Here is an 18,348-nt window from a genome sequence, read left to right as displayed (position 1 = left end):
TGAAAACTCAGATACGTCAGAAAATGTAAAAGGCGTTATTTATGTACGCCTTTTGATGCGGCGTTAATTATTTATGTGTGACAACAGGTGTACAGGTTGGCGCGCTTAGCGTCGGTGCGGATCCTAAAATCCCCGGCATCATCATTGATGAACAATCGAAAATACGCCCTTTTTCTGTCGTGGCGCGATAAGACAGTTTTTGTCCTCCCAGTGCGTCCGGCTGGGCGCCATTAACGTTGGTCACGGTTATTTCATCCGATGAGCCCAGTCCCAGCATTTTAGCGGTCTCCGCTTGCAGGAGTGGAATAGCCTGATCGGTTTTCAACGTGGAACAACCGGCTAGCATCAACGTAACGGTTAAAACGATTAGTGGTTTTTTCATAAATTATCCTTGATATCCAACCAGTTAATTTCACTGATTGTATTTATGTTTTCTTTTACCCAAATCAGCGAATAATATATTTCTCTTTCCTAATCGAAAAAACCCTCCTAAAGTAGGGTGGGTAGATAATAATTCATCTGTACTCTAAGATATGCGAAGGTAAAAGGAGGCTCCTTTGGGACAGAATTATGCGTTAGTCGTTGATGACCATCCATTGGTAGCAAGCGGCATCGCCAATTTTCTGATTACACATTGCCAGTTTAAACAGGCGTGTGTGGTGACGAATGAGGATGATTGCTACCGCCAAATTAGGGATCATGGCCCGCCACGTTTGCTGGTAATCGATTTTTGGCTCTCTTCCGGAACGGCCCTGAAATTACTCAAAGAAGTAAAACAACTTTACCCACAGGTACGACTCCTGGTGGTCAGCGGGGATGACAATAATGACATCTGGCGCAAAGTTAATGCCGCCGGGGGCCACGGTTTTGTATTGAAAAGCGAGCCACCTGAGATGTTCTCGCGGGCCGTTTTCGCACTCAGTGATAATCAGACCTGGTTTCCTGAGGGAAACGAAATTTCCGTTAAGGCAAATAATGAGAAGTTAAGTAAATTTAACTTAACGCCGCGACAAATAGACGTATTAAATATGATTATGCGCGGCCTGCCAAATAAACGAATCGCCGCGCAGCTTTCAATTTCTGAGCCCACGGTCAAAGAACACATCAGCAATATATTGAAAAAGATAGGTGTTAACAGCCGGGTCGAAGCCATCACGCTTCTGCACGGCAAGCAGGAACCGTCGGAATGAGGTTTTTCCAGAGCTTACAAAACGAAGGTATCTCTGCTCCGGCGCAGATCCGTTTGCTAAACAACACCTTTCTGCGGCTGGTATTTAGCTTTAGTGCTGTGCCCTTTGTGGGTATTCCTTTCGCCATCTGGATTTATATGCTTGGGGACGACCTCGGCCCAACGATTATCTGGATAATTATTTATCTGCTATGTGCCGTGGCGATACGACTATTGCACCGACGCTATCAGCGTGAAGCGAAAGAAAACGGTGATAGGGACGTCCTGCGACGCTGGCTTCCGCGTATTAATAATATCGCCTTTATTCACGGGCTGGGCATTTCTTCGCTCTATTTAATTACTCCACAGACGCAGAATTTTGACTTTTTCCTGTTACTTAATATCAGCATCGCCGCTATCGTCGCCGCCAATGCGACGCATCTGACGCCGGTCATCAGCACCTTTACGCGCTTTTTCTTCGCCTCCTGGGGGGTGCTGAACCTCGGTATTATCTGGCGGCTGGATGAGTTGATGTTCATCGTGCTCATGCTGAATCTGCTTTACGGCTTCGCAATTTACCGCCATGCGTTAACTTCCCATGCGTTCTTTATTCAGCAGGCACTGCTTGAGGAAAAAAGCTCACGCCTGGCGGAACAGTTTCGTCAGGCCAAAGAGGACGCGGAGCAGGCACTGCTGGATAAAAATCAGTTTCTGACCACCGCCAGCCACGATCTGCGCCAGCCCGTACACGCTATGGGCTTTCTGATCGAAGCCATCCTCCACCGAAACCGGGACGACAGCCTGACGCCACAGCTTCTTGACCTGCAGCAGAGCGTTCGCTCGGTACATTTAATGCTCAACTCTCTGCTCGATCTCAGCAAAATAGAATCCGGGAATGTCCTCTCTGCCCCGGCCAAAGTGGATATCGGTGCTCTGCTCGACTCGGTCATCACGCTGTTTCGCGAAGAGGCCAACAGCCGCGCGCTTAGGCTGTGCATCCGGCGGCCTAAACGCCGTATCTACGTGATGGGCGATTCGCTGCTGGTACGACAGTCCCTGATTAACCTGATTCAAAACGCCCTTCGTTACACGCTCCAGGGCGGGGTGCTGGTCGCCATCCGACCGCGCGGTGACGAGTGTATGGTGGAGGTGTGGGACACGGGAGTCGGTATCGCCGATGAAGAGAAGGGCAAAATCTTCTCACCTTACTACCGCCCCGAGCTGGCATGGAAGATCGACAGCGCCGGACACGGGCTGGGACTGGCCGTAGTGGCCCGTTGTGCCAAGCTGATGAAGGTGAAATACGGGATGCAATCCATTGAAGGTAAAGGCTCACGCTTCTGGATGCGCTTCACCCAATATGCTGGCGAAGATAGCGCCCTGGATATCCCGCCCGCCGCTGACAACACCGCCACGCCGGTACGCTATGCCCCGCTGCACGGTTCCTGCCTGGTCGTCGATGACGACCCGCTGGTGACGTCTGCCTGGGAGAGCCTGATGAGCGTCTGGGGAATCGACGTACGCTGTGCGGCCTCGGCTGAAGAAGCGTTTGCCATAATCGACGACGGCTTTACGCCGTTCGCCGTGCTGTGCGACCAGCGTCTGCGATCCGGCGAAAGCGGCTTCGATATCCTGAAAGCGCTTTTTGACCGTCTGCCGGATATGAGCGGCGCCATAGTCAGCGGCGAATTTAATTCACCGGTTCTGCTGGAGGCGGAGCAGGAAGGGTATCTGGTGCTGCGCAAGCCTCTGGAGCCGGCTAAACTGCATGCGCTGCTGACGCAATGGTCAGGGTGTCGTGGATAGGGGAATAGATAATAGCAGCATTGCGCTTCACTGTAGGGCCAGATAGTACGCGGTGTCCTGCTGTGATGCCAATGTGTCGGTATGGTTGAGCCGCTGAGGGAGGATTTCGCGGGCCTGATTAATGATTTCATCGTGCATGATTCAGCCTCCTGTGGTGATCTGCATGTTGCTTCTACCGGGCAGGGCGGGAGATGTTGGAAACGGCCCCGAAGGAGTCATTAGAGTTGCTACCAGCGAAGTTCCGCAGTGGGCAATAATGTCAGTTTTCGAGCGTATACTCTAAGATATCTTCAACTCGTTGATATATATAGATTTGACGAATATCGTCAGGTAGCGATTTATCCGCAAAATTAAGTTAAACTTCGTCACAGGTTTCAGTGAGTTATGGGACGGATAATAGAATGACCAGCGAAGAGGCACTTTTAAAATCAGGTTTTAGCAAACGAGATCTTCAAAAGTTAAAAAACAATATTGAAAATTACGGTGGTTCGTTTGATAGCGTAACTCATGATCTGGCCAATCGTTTTAAGGCTATGAAGTGGATAACTATTATTGCCTTCATCATACTGGCTTTAACTCTTTTACTTGCATCCAAGGATACAAGCCTGACACTTGCGCTCACATTATTGATTGTACTACCTTTCATCTGGTATATAACGCCAGCAAAACTTGGCTACAAATCCTGGCGTTATCGTAAAATGCTGACTAATTCTGGGACGGGTCGCTGACGGACAACAGATCAAAAATAATCTTAGCTTTCACGCCATAACCCGCTATTTTCATTGTAAGCTGCGGGCGGCTCAGTGTGCTCACCTTTCGGTAATAGTCAGCAGGGAGATAACGAAACAGTCGCCAGGTACCAGGTCGCCGTAACAAGCCAAAAATGGTGTACGCATTAGCGGCCAGTGAAATTGATTTGTAGACACCTAACCCATTCTCACGACTAAAGCCCATAAACTCAGCTGTAGACATCGCGGCATTCGCGACCAGCCCTTCACTGGTAGTGTTGTTAGTTGCGTAGCGAGCCACTTCTTTACTGATGCTGTTTGTCCCGTCAGTAACCAGAATCGCACCAGCAAGAACCCCGAGAGGGGTCATAGTGCCTATGAGGGTAAATCCTGCGGCTATTTCAGCACCGGCCAGGACAACACTAACAGCCGAGATCACATACCCAACAATTTTGTTATTCTCTCGGATAAACTCGACTTTAGCGCAAAGCTTCGCTGCCTTCGTTCTTAATTAACGCGCTTGTTCCAGCAGGTTACTGTTTTCTTCTCTGAGAATTTTAACGCATTCCATGCATTCTTCATCTGATTTAGCCCGACGAGCTAACGTAAACTGATGTTCTATGAGGTCCCGAATTTCCTGAACAAACTTCATTCGAGTCAAACTATCGCTGAGATGAAAAGCCGACAGAGTGTTGGCTGTATTTACCAGTTTCCTGGCTTCCATATTCACCATAGTTTCCGCCCAGGCTTTATTTCTTCCATCTGAGCGCATCATGTTAAGTAATGCTGCATCCATTGTAGTTCCTCTCAATTGCTTTACCGGCCTCTGCTTAGACTGATAAACGCCCCCATGACAGCCATGCGTGCCAACGCACACACAATATAGTAGCAATGTGGTTACGGTGTCTGAAGTAGAAGTCGCTTTTTACAGCTTCGTTCCTCGGCCTACTTTACTGCGGTTAGCCAGGGCCTGTTCCAGCAGTGTACGGAACGCCGAAAGGTCACTTTTCAGGATGTCCCGGATGGATTTACCACCGATGAATCTAATAAAATAGTTAGCCGATGGGGGGTAATCACGGATACGTGATGCCGCTCTGTCGGGCTCTGTCCAATTGATATGTGCATTTGTAATGCTCAAATAGATCGGTGAAGGTCAGGTTTTTCTGCTTCTGTGTGGCGGTAAAGGCGGTAAACAACGCCAGTTGTACCACCGGGAAGCGGGGCCGGAGGAGAGATAAGGGCGGTAACTACTGTTCAAACAACGAGTTGCTGACTCAGAAAGCAAAAACCCCCGCCGAAGCGAGGGTTATAAATAAGTGGTGCCCGGACTCGGAATCGAACCAAGGACACGGGGATTTTCAATCCCCTGCTCTACCGACTGAGCTATCCGGGCAACGGGGCGCATTAAACCCGATCCTCCCTCCGACGTCAACGAAATTTGTTGTTTTCGTTGCAGACTGCACACTCTCTCACCATTTCGTCGCAAACTTAAGCGAAAAAGTGCGTCCAGAGCGCGGAAAGCGGCATCGCGAGCAGCAGGGCAGGGAGCATGTTCACCACTGCAAACATCTTGATGCCACAGATGCGCAGCCCTGTCGCCAGCAGCAGCAGGCCGCCGACGGCGGTAAAGTCCGCCATCATCGCAGGCGTCGTCAGCGGCAGGATCAGCGTGGCGCAGGTGGCCAGCGCCAGCTGAATAAGCAGCACTGGTACACAAATCGCCGCCACGGCGATGCCGAGGGTGGTGGCAAAGATGGTGGCAGTAAAGAAATCCAGAAACGCTTTCGCAATCAATATGCTGGGATCGCCGGTCATCCCTTCCTGCATCGAACCGAATATCCCCGTGCCGCTGGCGCAGAACAGAATAATGATCGCAACGTAGTTCTGAATAAACGACTCGTGCGTGCCGTGCTTTGCCTTGCCCGGTCGGGCAATCAGATTTTTGGCTTTGCCTACCGCGTGATTAATGCCTTTTTCCAGATAGCAAAACTCGCCGATCAGCGCGCCGAGCAGTGTCGCCAGTACCATCACCGGCAGGTTGGCGCATTTCACCACTAAAAGGATACCAATCCCTAACGACGCCAGGCCAAAAATGGAGGGCATGGAGACGCGAATACGCTCCGGCAACCGCTGGCTTAATACTGCCCCAAGTACACCGCCCAGCAATACGGCTCCCGCATTGATAAAGGGTCCAATCACCACGTTTAACTCCTGTTATTTAAGCACTGGCATTGCATGATTATGGCACGTCCGTCCCTGATTATGCTTAGCTTTGGGAGGCGTAACGCATACTGATTCCTTCTTGCACCTGAAAATAAAAGGTGACATGATTGCGCGAATTTTCTCCTTCCTGTCTCACCGTTCGGTGAGGGTATTTGCGCCTATGAAAACCATGAAAATTGCCGTCAGCCGTGAGCTGGTATCCAAAGTTTCTACGCATCGCGAAAAAGTTATGCTGGATAACACTGATTTCACCGATGTGGCGGCAGTCGTCATTACGGTTGTTGAAAGCTACAGCGGCATTCTCGCTTTGCTGAAGCGTACGGGCTTTCAGCTACCGGTATTTTTGTTCTCAACAGAGCCAGGAGAGGTGCCAGAGGGTGTCACGGCGATCATCTCGGGTAAAGCACAAGAATTGCTGGAACTGGAATCTGCCGCCTGCCGGTATGAAGAGAACCTGCTGCCACCCTTTTTTGACACCCTGAGCCAGTATGTGGCGATGGGAAACAGCACCTTTGCCTGTCCGGGTCACCAGCACGGCGCCTTTTTTAAAAAACATCCCGCCGGGCGGCAGTTTTACGACTTCTTCGGTGAAAACGTGTTTCGTGCCGATATGTGCAATGCCGACGTGAAGCTCGGTGATTTGCTGATCCACGAAGGTTCTGCCAAGCACGCGCAAAAGTTCGCGGCGAAAGTGTTCAACGCGGATAAAACCTACTTCGTGCTGAACGGCACGTCGGCGGCCAATAAAGTGGTGACCAATGCGCTTCTGACCCGTGGCGATCTGGTGCTGTTCGATCGTAACAACCATAAGTCCAACCATCATGGGGCGCTGATCCAGGCCGGGGCAACGCCTGTCTATCTTGAGGCAGCCCGTAATCCGTTTGGTTTTATCGGCGGGATCGATGAACACTGCTTTGATGAGGCCTGGCTGCGGGAACTGATCCGTGACGTCGCGCCGCAGAAAGCCGCCGAGGCGCGCCCGTTCCGTCTGGCGATCATTCAGCTCGGCACCTACGACGGCACGATCTACAACGCCCGTCAGGTGATCGACAAGATCGGTCACCTTTGCGACTACATCCTCTTTGACTCCGCCTGGGTCGGCTACGAGCAATTTATCCCGATGATGGCGGAAACGTCTCCGCTTCTGCTGGAACTGAACGAGAACGATCCGGGAATTTTCGTGACCCAGTCGGTCCACAAACAGCAGGCCGGGTTCTCGCAAACCTCACAGATCCATAAAAAGGATAACCATATTCGCGGTCAGTCGCGCTTCTGCCCGCACAAGCGGCTGAACAATGCGTTCATGCTGCATGCCTCCACCAGCCCGTTTTACCCGCTGTTTGCGGCGCTGGACGTGAACGCCAAGATCCACGAGGGTGAGAGCGGACGCAGGTTGTGGGCTGAATGCGTCGAGCTGGGCATTGAAGCGCGCAAGGCCATCATCGCCAACTGCCATATGATCAAACCCTTTATCCCACCGGTGGTGGCGGGGCGGCCATGGCAGGATCACCCCACGCAGGCCATCGCCAGCGAGCGTCGCTTCTTTAGTTTTGAACCGGGTGCAAAATGGCACGGTTTTGAAGGCTATGCCCGTGAACAGTATTTCGTCGATCCGTGCAAGCTGCTGCTGACCACGCCGGGCATTGATGCGGAAACAGGGCACTATACCGATTTCGGCATTCCGGCGACCATTCTCGCCCACTACCTGCGCGAAAACGGTATTGTGCCGGAGAAGTGCGATCTCAACTCCATCCTGTTCCTGCTGACGCCAGCCGAGAGCGCGGAGAAGCTAATGCAGCTGGTGGCGATGCTGGGGCAGTTTGAACAGCATATTGAAGACGATACGCCGCTCGTGGATGTGCTGCCGACCATCTATCAGAAATACCCGGTGCGTTACCGCGACTATACGATCCGTCAGCTGTGCCAGGAGATGCACGATCTCTACGTCAGCTTTAACGTGAAGGATTTACAGAAGGCGATGTTCCGCCAGGAGAGCCTGCCTGCCGTGGTGATGAACCCGCAGGATGCCAACCAGGAGTACATTCGCGGGAACGTCGAACTGGTGCGTATTCGTGACGCCGAAGGACGCATTGCCGCCGAAGGTGCGCTGCCATACCCGCCGGGCGTGCTGTGCGTGGTACCGGGGGAAGTCTGGGGTGGAGCAGTACAGCGCTACTTCCTGGCGCTGGAAGAGGGCATTAATATGCTGCCGGGTTTCTCGCCAGAGTTGCAGGGCGTTTACAGCGAGAAGGATGCCGACGGGATCAAGCGACTGTATGGGTACGTGTTAAAGTAGGGCCCCTCACCCCTAACCCTCTCCCCAAAGGGGAGAGGGGATTGCACGGAGCCGTCTTTTCACCCTCGCCCCGTTGGGGAGAGGGCCCGGGTGAGGGGAGTTAAGTCGCACTACGCCTGTACATCCTTCTCGGATGCCCAATCTTCCCGTACAGCATCTCCACCGTCAGAAAACCCACCTCCACGCAGTGTTCCAGATAGCGCCGGGTGGTGGTTTTACTCAGGCCCGTCTCGCTCACCACCTCATCCACCGTAAAGCAGTGCGCCGCCTTGTTGTTAAACAGCGTTCGCACTCGCGCCAGCGTGTTCTCCTCTATCCCTTTGCTGCCGTTGTCCAGTCGATAATTTTTCGCCTGTAGCTGATAGAGTGAATCCACGTTCTGCTGGTCGACAATCTTCCAGACGCGCTGCTGTTCGGCAAACTGCACAAAACGTTCCAGCGACTGGCTCAGGCGTTTCCAGGAAACCGGCTTGAGGATGTAGTCGAACGCGCCGTTACGAATGGCCTGGCTACAGGTGTCCATATCGCTGGCGGCGGTGATGAAAATCACCGAGCAGTTGGCGCGGGTGAGCATCGGGTTGCTGATAAGGGTGATGCCTTTGCCGTCCGGCAGATAGTTATCCAGCAGCATCAGCTTCGGCTGTTTGCTCTCCAGTTGTACCTGCGCGTCGGCCAGTGACGCGGCAATCCCCACCAGCCTCAGGCGCGGATGTTTACCGATAAGCTCCGCGTGCAGTTGCGCCAGTTCGTTCTCGTCTTCAACAATCAGTACGTCGATAAGTTCATGTTGCATAGTCGGTATCTTCCAGTTCCTGTACGGGGTGCCGGACCGTTCCCGTGGCGGGAATAAACAGTGAGAAAATGGCACCGCGTGGGGTGTTATCGGCAACTTCAATTGCACCGCCAGCCTGCGTGACGTAGCTTTCAATCAGATACAGGCCAATACCGTGATCGCCGCGCGTTTTGGTAGTGATGCCGCGCTCAAAGATCCGGTCGCGGATCTCCGGTGTGATGCCGACGCCCTGGTCGGCGACTTCAATAATCAGTTCCTGCTCGTTCAACTTTATTAGCACGTCTACCGGGGCATGCGGGAGCGGGGCGCGCTGGGTCGCTTCGATGGCGTTATCCAGCAAGTTCCCGATGATCGAGACTAGTTCCGATTCGAGCAGCGGCAAGAAGGGTTTGTCCACCCGGCAGGCCGGATCGAAGCTCAGCTCAACGCCTTTTTCACGCGCGCGGGCGGCCTTTCCAAGCAGCAAACCGCACAGCGTCGGGGAGCTAAAGCGGGACGAGATAAAGTCCAGCAGCTCCTGGGCGTGTTCAGACTGCGCCTGTATGTAGCGGATCGCCTCGTCATAACGGCCCATATGCAGCAGGCCGGACAGCGTGGTCATGCGGTTCAGCTGTTCATGGCGCATGATGCGCAGGTTATCAACATAGCGCTTCACCTGGCTGAGCTGGGCGCTGAGCGAGTCGATCTCGTTGCGATCGCGAAAGGTGATCACCCATCCCTGCAACGCATCTTCCAGCATGATCCGCACCCGGCTGGCAATGACCGTGAGATCGTTAAAGCGACAGATCTCATCGTGGGTGTCTTTCGCAAGCATGGTTTGCGCGTTAAAGAACGGGACGGGCGCGATCACCTGGCTGATGAGTTGACCCCGCAGTTCGCGGGCGGGCTGGCGTAAGCCTAATAATTTACGCGCCGCCTGGTTAATCACCTCAATGCGGAGATCGTCGTCGATGGCAATCACCCCTTCATAAATGGATTCCATCATCGCCTTTTGCTGACGCACCAGCAGGCCGATTTCGCGCGGCTCCAGAGAGAACATCTGCTTCTTGATGCTGCGGGTGAAGAACCAGGAGAAAATAAACAGGGCGATAAGCAGCAGCACGGCGGCAATCAGGATATTAACCACCTTGCTGACGGTGATGGTGTCCAGATAGCTTGTGAGATAGCCTACCGAAACAATCCCCACCACCTGCCCGGCATCATTAAAAATGGGCGCTTTGCTGCGCAGCGAAATGCCTAACCCGCCCTTGCGGATGGTGATGGTGCTTTTGCCGTGTAATACCTCGTCGTTGTCTCCGCCAACCAGCGTTTTGCCTACCCGGTCGGCAAACACGGAATGGAAAAGATGCAGCCCTTTATTGTCACCAATCACAATAAAACTGGCGTCGCTGCGGGCGGCTATTTTCTGCATAAAGTCATGGATGCCCTGGATATCCTTTTGTTCGACTTCTTTTCGCAGAGAAGGAATAAGCGCAATTTCTTCGGCCTGTATTTTTGCGCGCGCGCTCATTTCCTGATAAAGCTGCCTGCCGACATCGACATAATAATATCCGCCCAGTAATGCGAACAGCACTGAGAAAAAGGCGACCAGCGAAATAAACAGCTTGATCTGAAACGATACTTTCATAACTATCACGCGAGATATCAACAGGTCGGCTGAATATATCATCTTTTAAGGCCAGGATGCCCGCTTTGCCGAAAACTTGTGATCCCTTGCACAGCGCAGCCTGTAAAAGATTTTTCCGAAAGTCTCATCCTCTTAAGGTTAAATGAATAAATGTTATTTCTTTGTTCAGTTAAGAAAAGAAACCATAAAAACCACGGTAATAAATAAGGCATAAATCACATTAAATAAAAGAAACCATTAAAACCATAGCGGCCATTAAAACTTCGCTTTTAATATGTCATCCCTCACATAAAGTAAGCCTTTGTGACTCTAAGCTGGACGCACAAAATAACCAAGGGGCTTATTATGAGCACAACTGACGATTCTTTCTCTGTTACCCACGACCCGATTGAAATTCAGCGGCCTTCGCTTAAAGAGCGCTGGTGGCATATTATGGATACCTGGAAAATCGGGATTATTCCTCTGCCGCTGTTCGTTCTGGCGGGCGCGCTGATCGCGATAGATTGCCTGGGCGGAAAACTGCCGAGCGATATCGTGGTGATGGTGGCGACGCTGGCCTTCTTCGGCTTTGCCTGCGGCGAGTTTGGTAAACGCCTGCCGATTGTCGGCAAGCTCGGCGCGGCGGCAATTTGCGCCACCTTTATCCCTTCCGCGTTGGTCTATTACGGCCTGCTGCCGGACGTGGTGGTCGAGTCCACGACCAAATTCTATAAATCCACCAACATTCTCTACCTCTATATCTGCTGCATTATTGTCGGCAGCATCATGAGCATGAACCGCACCGTGCTGATCCAGGGCTTCCTGCGCATCTTCTTCCCGATGCTGTGCGGCGAAATCGTCGGCATGATTGTCGGCATGGGCGTTGGGCTGGCGCTGGGACTCGAGCCGTTCCAGATCTTCTTCTTTATTATTCTGCCGATCATGGCGGGCGGCGTTGGGGAAGGGGCGATCCCGCTCTCTATCGGCTATGCCACGCTGCTGCACATGGATCAGGGCGTGGCGCTCGGCCGCGTGCTGCCGATGGTAATGCTCGGCGGCCTGACGGCGATCATCATCTCCGGTTGCCTCAACCAGCTCGGGAAACGCTACCCGCACCTGACCGGTGAAGGCCAGCTGATGCCTAACCGCGCCAACGCCGATGCCACCGTCTCTCAACCCGCGTTCTCCGGCAAAGCGGATGTGACCACCATCGCCTCCGGCGCGCTGCTGGCGGTGCTGCTGTACATGCTGGGCATGCTCGGTCACAAGCTGATTGGTCTGCCAGCGCCGGTCGGTATGCTGTTTATGGCGGTGCTGGTGAAGCTCTGTAATGGCGCCTCTCCGCGTCTGCTGGAGGGTTCCCAGGTGGTGTACAAATTCTTCCAGACCTCCGTGACCTACCCGATTCTCTTCGCCGTTGGCGTGGCGATTACCCCATGGCATGAACTGGTGGCGGCGTTCACCGTCAGCAACCTGCTGGTGATTATCAGCACCGTTTCCGCGCTGGTGGCAACCGGCTTCTTCGTTGGCAAAAAGATTGGTATGCACCCGATTGATGTCGCCATCGTCTCCTGCTGTCAGAGCGGGCAGGGCGGTACTGGTGACGTGGCGATCCTGACCGCAGGCAACCGCATGAGCCTGATGCCATTCGCCCAGATTGCTACCCGTATCGGCGGGGCGATTAACGTCTCTGTCTCACTGCTGATTCTGGGCAACTTCCTCGTTTAAGTTTTCAGGAAAGAACAATGAAACTCGCAAGCTTTTTATACCAGGGTAAACGCAGCTACGGCATCGTTCAGGCCGAGGGCGTGATTGATTTAGGCCGCCGCCTGGGCGACCGCTATGGCGACCTTAAAGCGCTGTTGCAGGGGAACGGGCTGGCGCAGGCCACCCGTTTTCTGAACGACGCGGTGGATGTACCGCTGAACGCCATCACCTTCTTACCGGTGATTGTCCAGCCGGAAAAAATTCTCTGCGTGGGCATGAACTATGCCGACAAGCGCAAGGAGTTTGACCAGCACAACCCGGCCCCGACCCTGTTTGTCCGCTTCCCGGATTCACAGACCGGCCACAACGAACCGGTGCTGAAGCCGCGCCACTCCAGCGAGTTCGACTACGAAGGCGAGCTGGCGGTGATCATCGGCAAAGGCGGGGAGAACATCAGCCGCGACGACGCCCTGCGCCACGTGGCGGGCTACAGCTGCTACATGGACGGCTCCGCCCGCGACTGGCAGCACACCTGGTTCACCGCCGGGAAAAACTGGCGGCAGACCGGGGCGTTCGGCCCGTGGATGGCGACGGCGGATGAGATCCCGGACCCGCACAGCCTGGCGATCCGCACCTGGCTGAACGGCCGCATGGTGCAGGAGGACAACACCAGCAGCATGATCCACAAGGTGGCGGAGCTGATCGAGTACATCAGCACCTTCACCCGTCTCAGCCCGGGCGACGTGATCATCACCGGCTCGCCTGGCGGGGTGGGTAAAAAGCGCAACCCGCCACTGTTTATGAAGGAGGGGGATCGCATTGAGGTGGAGATCGAACATATCGGTCATCTGAGCAACGTGATCGTGGAAGCGCCAGCCGTCGGGCTCGCGGCAGCGCACTGAGTAAGGCGGCAGCATGCAATCGCAACCCATTGATTTTCGCCACACCGTTGTGGCGAAACACCCGGAACGCTTAAGCCAGATCCGCTACCTGCTGGCAGACAGCGGCCTTGGCCTGGACAACGACATCACGCTGTTTGTTGAAGCCTGGTCCGGCGCGCAGCTGGTGGGTTGCGCCGGACTTGCTGCCAACGTCATCAAGTGCGTGGCGGTCAACGAGCAGCTTCGTGGGGAAAACCTCAGCGCGCGTCTGCTGGCAGAGGTGGAAAATGCGGCGCTGGAGCGCGGCCATTTTCACCTCTTCCTCTGCACCCGTCCGTGTAATAAGGAGCGCTTTGGCCGCAGCGGTTTCTGGCCGGTTGCCCAGAGCGGGAACAACGCGGTGCTAATGGAGAACACTCCGCAAGGGATCGTGCGCTACTGCCGATCCCTGCGCGCTAGCCGCAAGTGTGGGGAGAAGATTGGTGCCATCGTGATGAACGCCAACCCATTCACCCTCGGTCACCGTCATCTGGTGGAGCAGGCGGCGGCGCAGTGCGATGCTCTGCATCTGTTCGTGGTGCGTGAAGACGCCTCGTTCTTCCCGTTCAGCGCGCGCATTGAGATGGTGCGCGCGGGCGTGGCGCACCTGTCGAACGTGGTGGTGCATGAAGGCTCGCAGTATATCATCTCCCGCGCCACGTTTCCGGCCTACTTCCTGAAGGAGACCGGCAAAGTGCAGCAGGCGTGGAGCGAGATCGACGTGCTGATCTTCCGGGACTTTATCGCCCCGGCGCTGGGCATCACGCACCGCTTCATCGGCTCGGAGCCGTTCTGCGATATCACCCGCCAGTACAACCAGACGCTGCACGACCTGCTGGCCTCGCACATCGACGTGGTGGAGATGCCGCGCATCAAAGCCACCGGCAACGCCATTTCGGCCTCGGAAGTGCGCCGTTTACTCAAGACACAGCAGTTTTCCCGGATCCGGGAGATTGTCCCGGACTCCACCTTCGCGCACCTCGAAGCACATTATCGTGCGAGTGCGGAAGTCGCATAACTATCAGGAATTTATCATGAATATTGTAAGGGAGGCGCTGGCCGGAACGCAGGAGTCCAGCGACCTGATGGTGAAAATCGCCCCCGCTCACGGTGAGCTGGAGATTGTCATCCACAGTGAAGTGATTAAGCAGTTTGGCGAGCAAATACGCCAGGTGGTCAACGACACATTGCGCGCCATGAACGTGCACCAGGGATTAATCATTATTGAAGACAAAGGGGCGCTGGACTGTGTGATCCGCGCCCGCCTGCAAAGCGCGCTTCTGCGTGCAGCCGATGAACAGGCCATCAACTGGGGGGCGCTGAAATGAGCAAACTCCGTCGCAGTATGCTGTTCCTGCCGGGCGCCAATGCCGCCATGCTCTCCACCGCCTTTATCTACCGCCCCGACTCCATCATGTTTGACCTTGAGGACGCCGTGGCCCTGCGCGAGAAAGACACCGCACGCATGCTGGTGTTCCACGCGTTGCAGCACCCGATGTATCAGGATATCGAAACCGTGGTGCGTATTAACCCGCTGAGCACGCCGTTTGGTCTGCTGGATCTGGAGGCCGCCGTGCGCGCGGGCGTAGACGTGATTCGCCTGCCGAAAACCGACACCCCGGACGATATCTACGAGCTGGAAGGCCACCTGGAGCGCATTGAGCAGGAGTGCGGGCGCGAAGTGGGTTCCACCCGCGTGATGGCGGCGATTGAATCGGCCATTGGCGTCATCAACGCCGTGGCGATTGCCCGCAGCTCCCCGCGCCTGATCGGCATCGCGCTGGCCGCCTTTGACTACGTAATGGACATGCAGACCGAGCGCGGCGACGGCACCGAGTTGTTCTACGCCCGCTGCGCCGTGCTGCACGCCGCCCGCGCTGCGGGCATCGACGCTTTCGACGTGGTGTGGTCAGACGTTAATGACGAAGCCGGGTTCCTGCGCGAGGTCGATCTGATCCGCAAGATGGGCTTTAACGGCAAATCGCTGATTAACCCGCGCCAGATTGACCTGCTGCACAACGCCTACGCCCCGACACGGGAAGAGGTGGAGCACGCCAAACGGGTGATTGAAGCGGCAGAAGAGGGCGAGCGTAACGGCCTGGGCGTGGTCTCGCTCAACGGCAAAATGGTGGATGCACCGATTATTAACCACGCGCAGGTGGTGCTGGAGCGCGCGGCGGCCTCCGGCGTGCGTCGGTAAGGATGACATAATGAATCAGACAGAACTTCTCCATGTGAATTTCCCCCATCTGCGGGATCTGAAGCCCTTTGATACCGCCCACAGCGCGACGCCGTGGCTGGCGGACAGCGAGGCGAAACACAACCGTAAGCTTTGCGCCTCCCTCGAAGAAGCCGTCATGCGCAGCGGCTTGCAGGACGGGATGACCATCTCTTTCCACCATGCCTTTCGCGAAGGCGACCGGGTGATCAACACCGTTGTGGCGCTGCTGGCGCGGATGGGTTTTAAAAATTTGACCCTGGCCTCCAGCTCGCTGATGACCTGCAACGACGCGCTGATCGAGCATATTCAAAACGGCGTGATCGCCCGAATTTACACCTCCGGTATGCGCGGCAGGCTGGCGGAGGCCATCTCCCACGGGCTGATGGACGAGCCGGTACAAATTCACTCCCACGGGGGGCGCGTGAAGCTGCTCCAGGATGGCGAGCTGAATATCGACGTGGCATTTCTCGGCGTGCCGTGCAGCGATGAGTTTGGCAACGCTAACGGCACGCAGGGCAAATCGTGTTGCGGTTCGCTGGGTTACGCCATGGTGGACGCACACTTTGCCCGTAAGGTGGTGCTGCTGACCGAAGAGCTGGTGCCGTTCCCGAATATGCCCGCCAGCCTGGTGCAGGATCAGGTGGACTACATCGTGCAGGTGGAGAGCGTGGGCGACCCGGCGAAAATCAGCGTCGGTGCGGCGCGCGTCACCAGCAACCCGCGCGAGCTAATGATTGCCCGCTATGCGGCGGACGTGATTGAGCACTCAGGCTATTTCAAACCAGGTTTCTCGATGCAGACCGGCTCTGGCGCGGCGGCGACCGCCTGCACCCGCTTTATGGAAGAGAAGATGGAGCGCAGCGGCGTGAAGGCGCGCTTCGCCCTTGGCGGTATCACCGGCAGCCTGGTGGATTTGCACGAGAAGGGGCTCATCGAAAAGCTGCTCGACACCCAGTGCTTTGACGGCCAGGCAGCGGCCTCGCTGGCGCGCAACCCGAACCACGTGGAGATCTCCACCAACGTCTACGCCAACCCCGGCAGCAAGGCGGCAAGCTGCGACCAGCTCGACGTGGTGATCCTCAGCGCGCTGGAAATCGACGTCGATTTTAACGTCAACGTCATCACCGGATCCGACGGCGTGATGCGCGGCGCATCCGGCGGGCACTGCGACGTGGCGTCGGCAGCCAACCTGACCATTGTGGTCGCGCCGCTGCTGCGAAGCCGCATCCCGACCGTCGTGAAGCGCGTTACCACGTGCCTCACGCCGGGGGAGAGCATTGACGTGCTGGTCACCGACCACGGTATTGCGGTCAACCCGGCGCGCCCGGAGATCAGCGAACGACTCATGGAAGCAGGCCTGAAGGTTGTAGATATCAACGCGCTCTATGAGCGGGCGATTTCCCTGACCGGCGTACCGAAACCGATTGAGTTCACCGACAAAATTGTCGGGGTGATCCGCTACCGCGACGGCAGCGTGATCGACACCGTTCGACAGGTAAAGGAGTGAATATGACTATTGCGACACCCGTGCGGACGGGTGTCAGCCTGGACGCGCTGCTGGCGGCGAAAGAGCGCCGCGCAGCCCGTCAGGCTGACTGGCTTACGCACCATCAACAACCGGTGATCTCCCTAACGCTGGTCACGCCCGGGCAAATCAAAGACAGCCTGCGCTATCGCAACACCATGGGCGTGGCGTTACAGATGTGCGACCAGCTGCTGTGGGAAAACCGCTGGCAGGTGCTGGACCGCCAGGTGCTCTGGCTACCCACCGGACCTGAAGCGCTGTGGTGCGTCGCGCATCCGGCGGCGGAAATTAAAGCGCACTGTGCTGAACTGGAGCAGACGCACCCGCTCGGCAGACTGTGGGATCTGGATGTGATCTGCCCTGAAAACGGCCACGTTGGCCGTCAGTCGTTGGGTTCACACCTCAGGCGCTGTCTGATTTGCGACGAGCCTGCCCACGCCTGTTCCCGTTCTCGGCACCATCCCGTTGAGCAGGTGGTTTCCCGCGTGGAGAAGATGATAGATGACTGGTTTGCTCGCGACTAAACCGCGCCCGGTTGATGTCCCTGCGCTTGCCGCAGAGGCGCTGTGGCAGGAGCTGGAGCTGACGCCCAAACCGGGGCTGGTGGACAGGCTCAATAACGGCTCCCATCGCGATATGGACCATACCTTATTCCTCCGCAGCATTGCGGCGATTACGCCGTGGTTTGCCCGTTTTGCGGAACTGGGTGAAGCACATGCGGAAAAACCTGCCGATCAGCAGTTGCGGATTATCCGCCCGATGGGAATGGCCTGTGAGCAGGCAATGTACGCCGCCACGGGCGGGGTGAACACGCACAAGGGCGGGATTTTTGCCCTTGGTTTGCTCTGCTTCGCCGCCGGACGTGTAAAAAATATCTCTGCGGATAGCCTCTGTTGTGAGGTAAGTAACATCTGTCGTGGGCTGGTGGCGCGGGAACTGGGCGGGCGCAGCGGGCAGGCAACGGCGGGAGAGCGACAGTTTCAACAGTACGGTTTAACCGGCGCGCGCGGTGAGGCAGAAAGCGGCTTTGCCACGGTGCGTAAGGCTTTGGATGCGTGGAACGGTCAGTCGCTTCACGCCCTGCTGTTGCGCCTGATGGCGGTAAATCAGGACAGCAATCTCGTTTCGCGCGGCGGCATTGAGGGGCTGCGCTACGTTCAGGGCTACGCGCGGGAATTACTGGCTAACGGCTGGGACTGCGAGGCGTTGCTGAAGATGGATAAGGCATTGATTGAACGCAATCTGAGCCCGGGCGGCAGCGCGGATTTGCTGTCGGTGGGGTGGGTGCTTTCTGGAATAAAATAGCCGGGTGGCGGCTACGCCTTACCCGGCCTACGGTCTGGTTTTGTAGGCCC

Annotated in this window: 16 protein-coding genes, 1 tRNA gene and 1 pseudogene; 12 read left to right on the top strand and 6 right to left on the bottom strand. The window is 55.8% G+C overall.

Going from position 1 to position 18,348, the window contains the following annotated elements; genetic code table 11:
* Positions 1-67: 67 nt before the first annotated feature.
* Positions 68-382 (bottom strand): lipoprotein, encoded by a 315-nt coding sequence (locus ACQG03_RS17885; RefSeq protein ID WP_003862457.1) that lies wholly within the window; start codon positions 380-382, stop codon positions 68-70.
* A 175-nt stretch (positions 383-557) separates the two neighbouring features.
* Here ACQG03_RS17885 and ACQG03_RS17880 point away from each other — a divergent pair, with 175 nt between their 5' ends.
* The 3 genes from ACQG03_RS17880 (at position 558) to ACQG03_RS17870 (ending at position 3,702) form a co-directional block, all read left to right on the top strand.
* Positions 558-1,190 carry a LuxR C-terminal-related transcriptional regulator gene (locus ACQG03_RS17880; protein WP_063163587.1) on the top strand — a complete coding sequence of 211 codons (633 nt, stop codon included), beginning with the start codon at positions 558-560 and terminating at the stop codon, positions 1,188-1,190.
* Positions 1,187-2,974 (top strand): hybrid sensor histidine kinase/response regulator, encoded by a 1,788-nt coding sequence (locus ACQG03_RS17875; RefSeq protein WP_023298584.1) that lies wholly within the window; start codon positions 1,187-1,189, stop codon positions 2,972-2,974. The genes ACQG03_RS17880 and ACQG03_RS17875 overlap by 4 nt, the downstream gene beginning before the upstream one ends.
* Positions 2,975-3,375: 401 nt before the next feature.
* A complete protein-coding gene (locus ACQG03_RS17870) occupies positions 3,376-3,702 on the top strand; it encodes a hypothetical protein (RefSeq protein WP_023298582.1) in 327 nt (108 codons plus the stop codon).
* Here ACQG03_RS17870 and ACQG03_RS17865 read toward each other — a convergent pair.
* The 3 genes and pseudogenes from ACQG03_RS17865 to ACQG03_RS17855 form a co-directional block, all read right to left on the bottom strand.
* A pseudogene (locus tag ACQG03_RS17865) lies at positions 3,680-4,498 on the bottom strand (DUF4225 domain-containing protein). The gene ACQG03_RS17870 and the pseudogene ACQG03_RS17865 overlap by 23 nt on opposite strands.
* Before the next feature lie 521 nt (positions 4,499-5,019).
* A tRNA-Phe gene (locus ACQG03_RS17860) sits at positions 5,020-5,095 on the bottom strand.
* A 95-nt stretch (positions 5,096-5,190) separates the two neighbouring features.
* Positions 5,191-5,904, bottom strand: coding sequence for a DUF554 domain-containing protein (locus ACQG03_RS17855; RefSeq protein ID WP_063163586.1), 714 nt, complete (start codon positions 5,902-5,904; stop codon positions 5,191-5,193).
* A 181-nt stretch (positions 5,905-6,085) separates the two neighbouring features.
* On the opposite strand from ACQG03_RS17855, the gene ACQG03_RS17850 reads away from it, so the two are divergent.
* Positions 6,086-8,221, top strand: a complete 2,136-nt coding sequence (locus tag ACQG03_RS17850; RefSeq protein ID WP_063163597.1) for an ornithine decarboxylase — start codon at positions 6,086-6,088, stop codon at positions 8,219-8,221.
* Between the two features lie 100 nt (positions 8,222-8,321).
* Here ACQG03_RS17850 and ACQG03_RS17845 read toward each other — a convergent pair whose 3' ends face one another.
* Positions 8,322-9,014 (bottom strand): response regulator, encoded by a 693-nt coding sequence (locus tag ACQG03_RS17845; RefSeq protein ID WP_063163585.1) that lies wholly within the window; start codon positions 9,012-9,014, stop codon positions 8,322-8,324.
* The gene (locus tag ACQG03_RS17840) at positions 9,004-10,641 is read right to left on the bottom strand and encodes an ATP-binding protein (RefSeq protein ID WP_063163584.1); all 1,638 of its coding nucleotides are present in this window, start codon (positions 10,639-10,641) and stop codon (positions 9,004-9,006) included. Before ACQG03_RS17840 ends, ACQG03_RS17845 begins: the two co-directional genes overlap by 11 nt.
* 345 nt (positions 10,642-10,986) lie before the next feature.
* Here ACQG03_RS17840 and ACQG03_RS17835 point away from each other — a divergent pair, with 345 nt between their 5' ends.
* The 8 genes from ACQG03_RS17835 to citG are packed head-to-tail and all read left to right on the top strand — an operon-like array spanning position 10,987 to position 18,298.
* Positions 10,987-12,348: a 2-hydroxycarboxylate transporter family protein gene (locus tag ACQG03_RS17835; RefSeq protein WP_038416715.1), complete on the top strand. Its 1,362-nt coding sequence runs from the start codon at positions 10,987-10,989 to the stop codon at positions 12,346-12,348.
* 17 nt (positions 12,349-12,365) lie between these two features.
* Entirely contained in the window at positions 12,366-13,229 is an 864-nt protein-coding gene (locus ACQG03_RS17830) for a fumarylacetoacetate hydrolase family protein (RefSeq protein WP_015571851.1), read from the top strand.
* A 13-nt stretch (positions 13,230-13,242) separates the two neighbouring features.
* Complete coding sequence (gene citC, locus ACQG03_RS17825; protein WP_063150128.1) at positions 13,243-14,265, top strand: [citrate (pro-3S)-lyase] ligase; 1,023 nt, start codon at positions 13,243-13,245, stop codon at positions 14,263-14,265.
* Positions 14,266-14,281: 16 nt separating this feature from the next.
* Positions 14,282-14,575 (top strand): citrate lyase acyl carrier protein, encoded by a 294-nt coding sequence (gene citD, locus ACQG03_RS17820; protein WP_017382935.1) that lies wholly within the window; start codon positions 14,282-14,284, stop codon positions 14,573-14,575.
* Positions 14,572-15,447, top strand: coding sequence for a citrate (pro-3S)-lyase subunit beta (gene citE / locus ACQG03_RS17815; protein WP_032626185.1), 876 nt, complete (start codon positions 14,572-14,574; stop codon positions 15,445-15,447). Before citD ends, citE begins: the two co-directional genes overlap by 4 nt.
* Before the next feature lie 10 nt (positions 15,448-15,457).
* Positions 15,458-16,975: a citrate lyase subunit alpha gene (gene citF, locus ACQG03_RS17810; protein ID WP_063163583.1), complete on the top strand. Its 1,518-nt coding sequence runs from the start codon at positions 15,458-15,460 to the stop codon at positions 16,973-16,975.
* Positions 16,976-16,977: 2 nt separating this feature from the next.
* Positions 16,978-17,517 carry a citrate lyase holo-[acyl-carrier protein] synthase gene (gene citX / locus ACQG03_RS17805; protein ID WP_022649366.1) on the top strand — a complete coding sequence of 180 codons (540 nt, stop codon included), beginning with the start codon at positions 16,978-16,980 and terminating at the stop codon, positions 17,515-17,517.
* Positions 17,495-18,298 carry a triphosphoribosyl-dephospho-CoA synthase CitG gene (gene citG / locus ACQG03_RS17800; protein ID WP_063163582.1) on the top strand — a complete coding sequence of 268 codons (804 nt, stop codon included), beginning with the start codon at positions 17,495-17,497 and terminating at the stop codon, positions 18,296-18,298. Before citX ends, citG begins: the two co-directional genes overlap by 23 nt.
* The last annotated feature ends 50 nt before the right edge of the window (positions 18,299-18,348 follow it).

Source organism: Enterobacter cloacae complex sp. 342H5 (assembly GCF_050030905.1).
Classification (GTDB): domain Bacteria; phylum Pseudomonadota; class Gammaproteobacteria; order Enterobacterales; family Enterobacteriaceae; genus Enterobacter; species Enterobacter intestinihominis.
The sequence above is the reverse complement of the archived record's forward strand: the minus strand, read 5'-3'. Positions and strand labels throughout refer to the sequence as shown.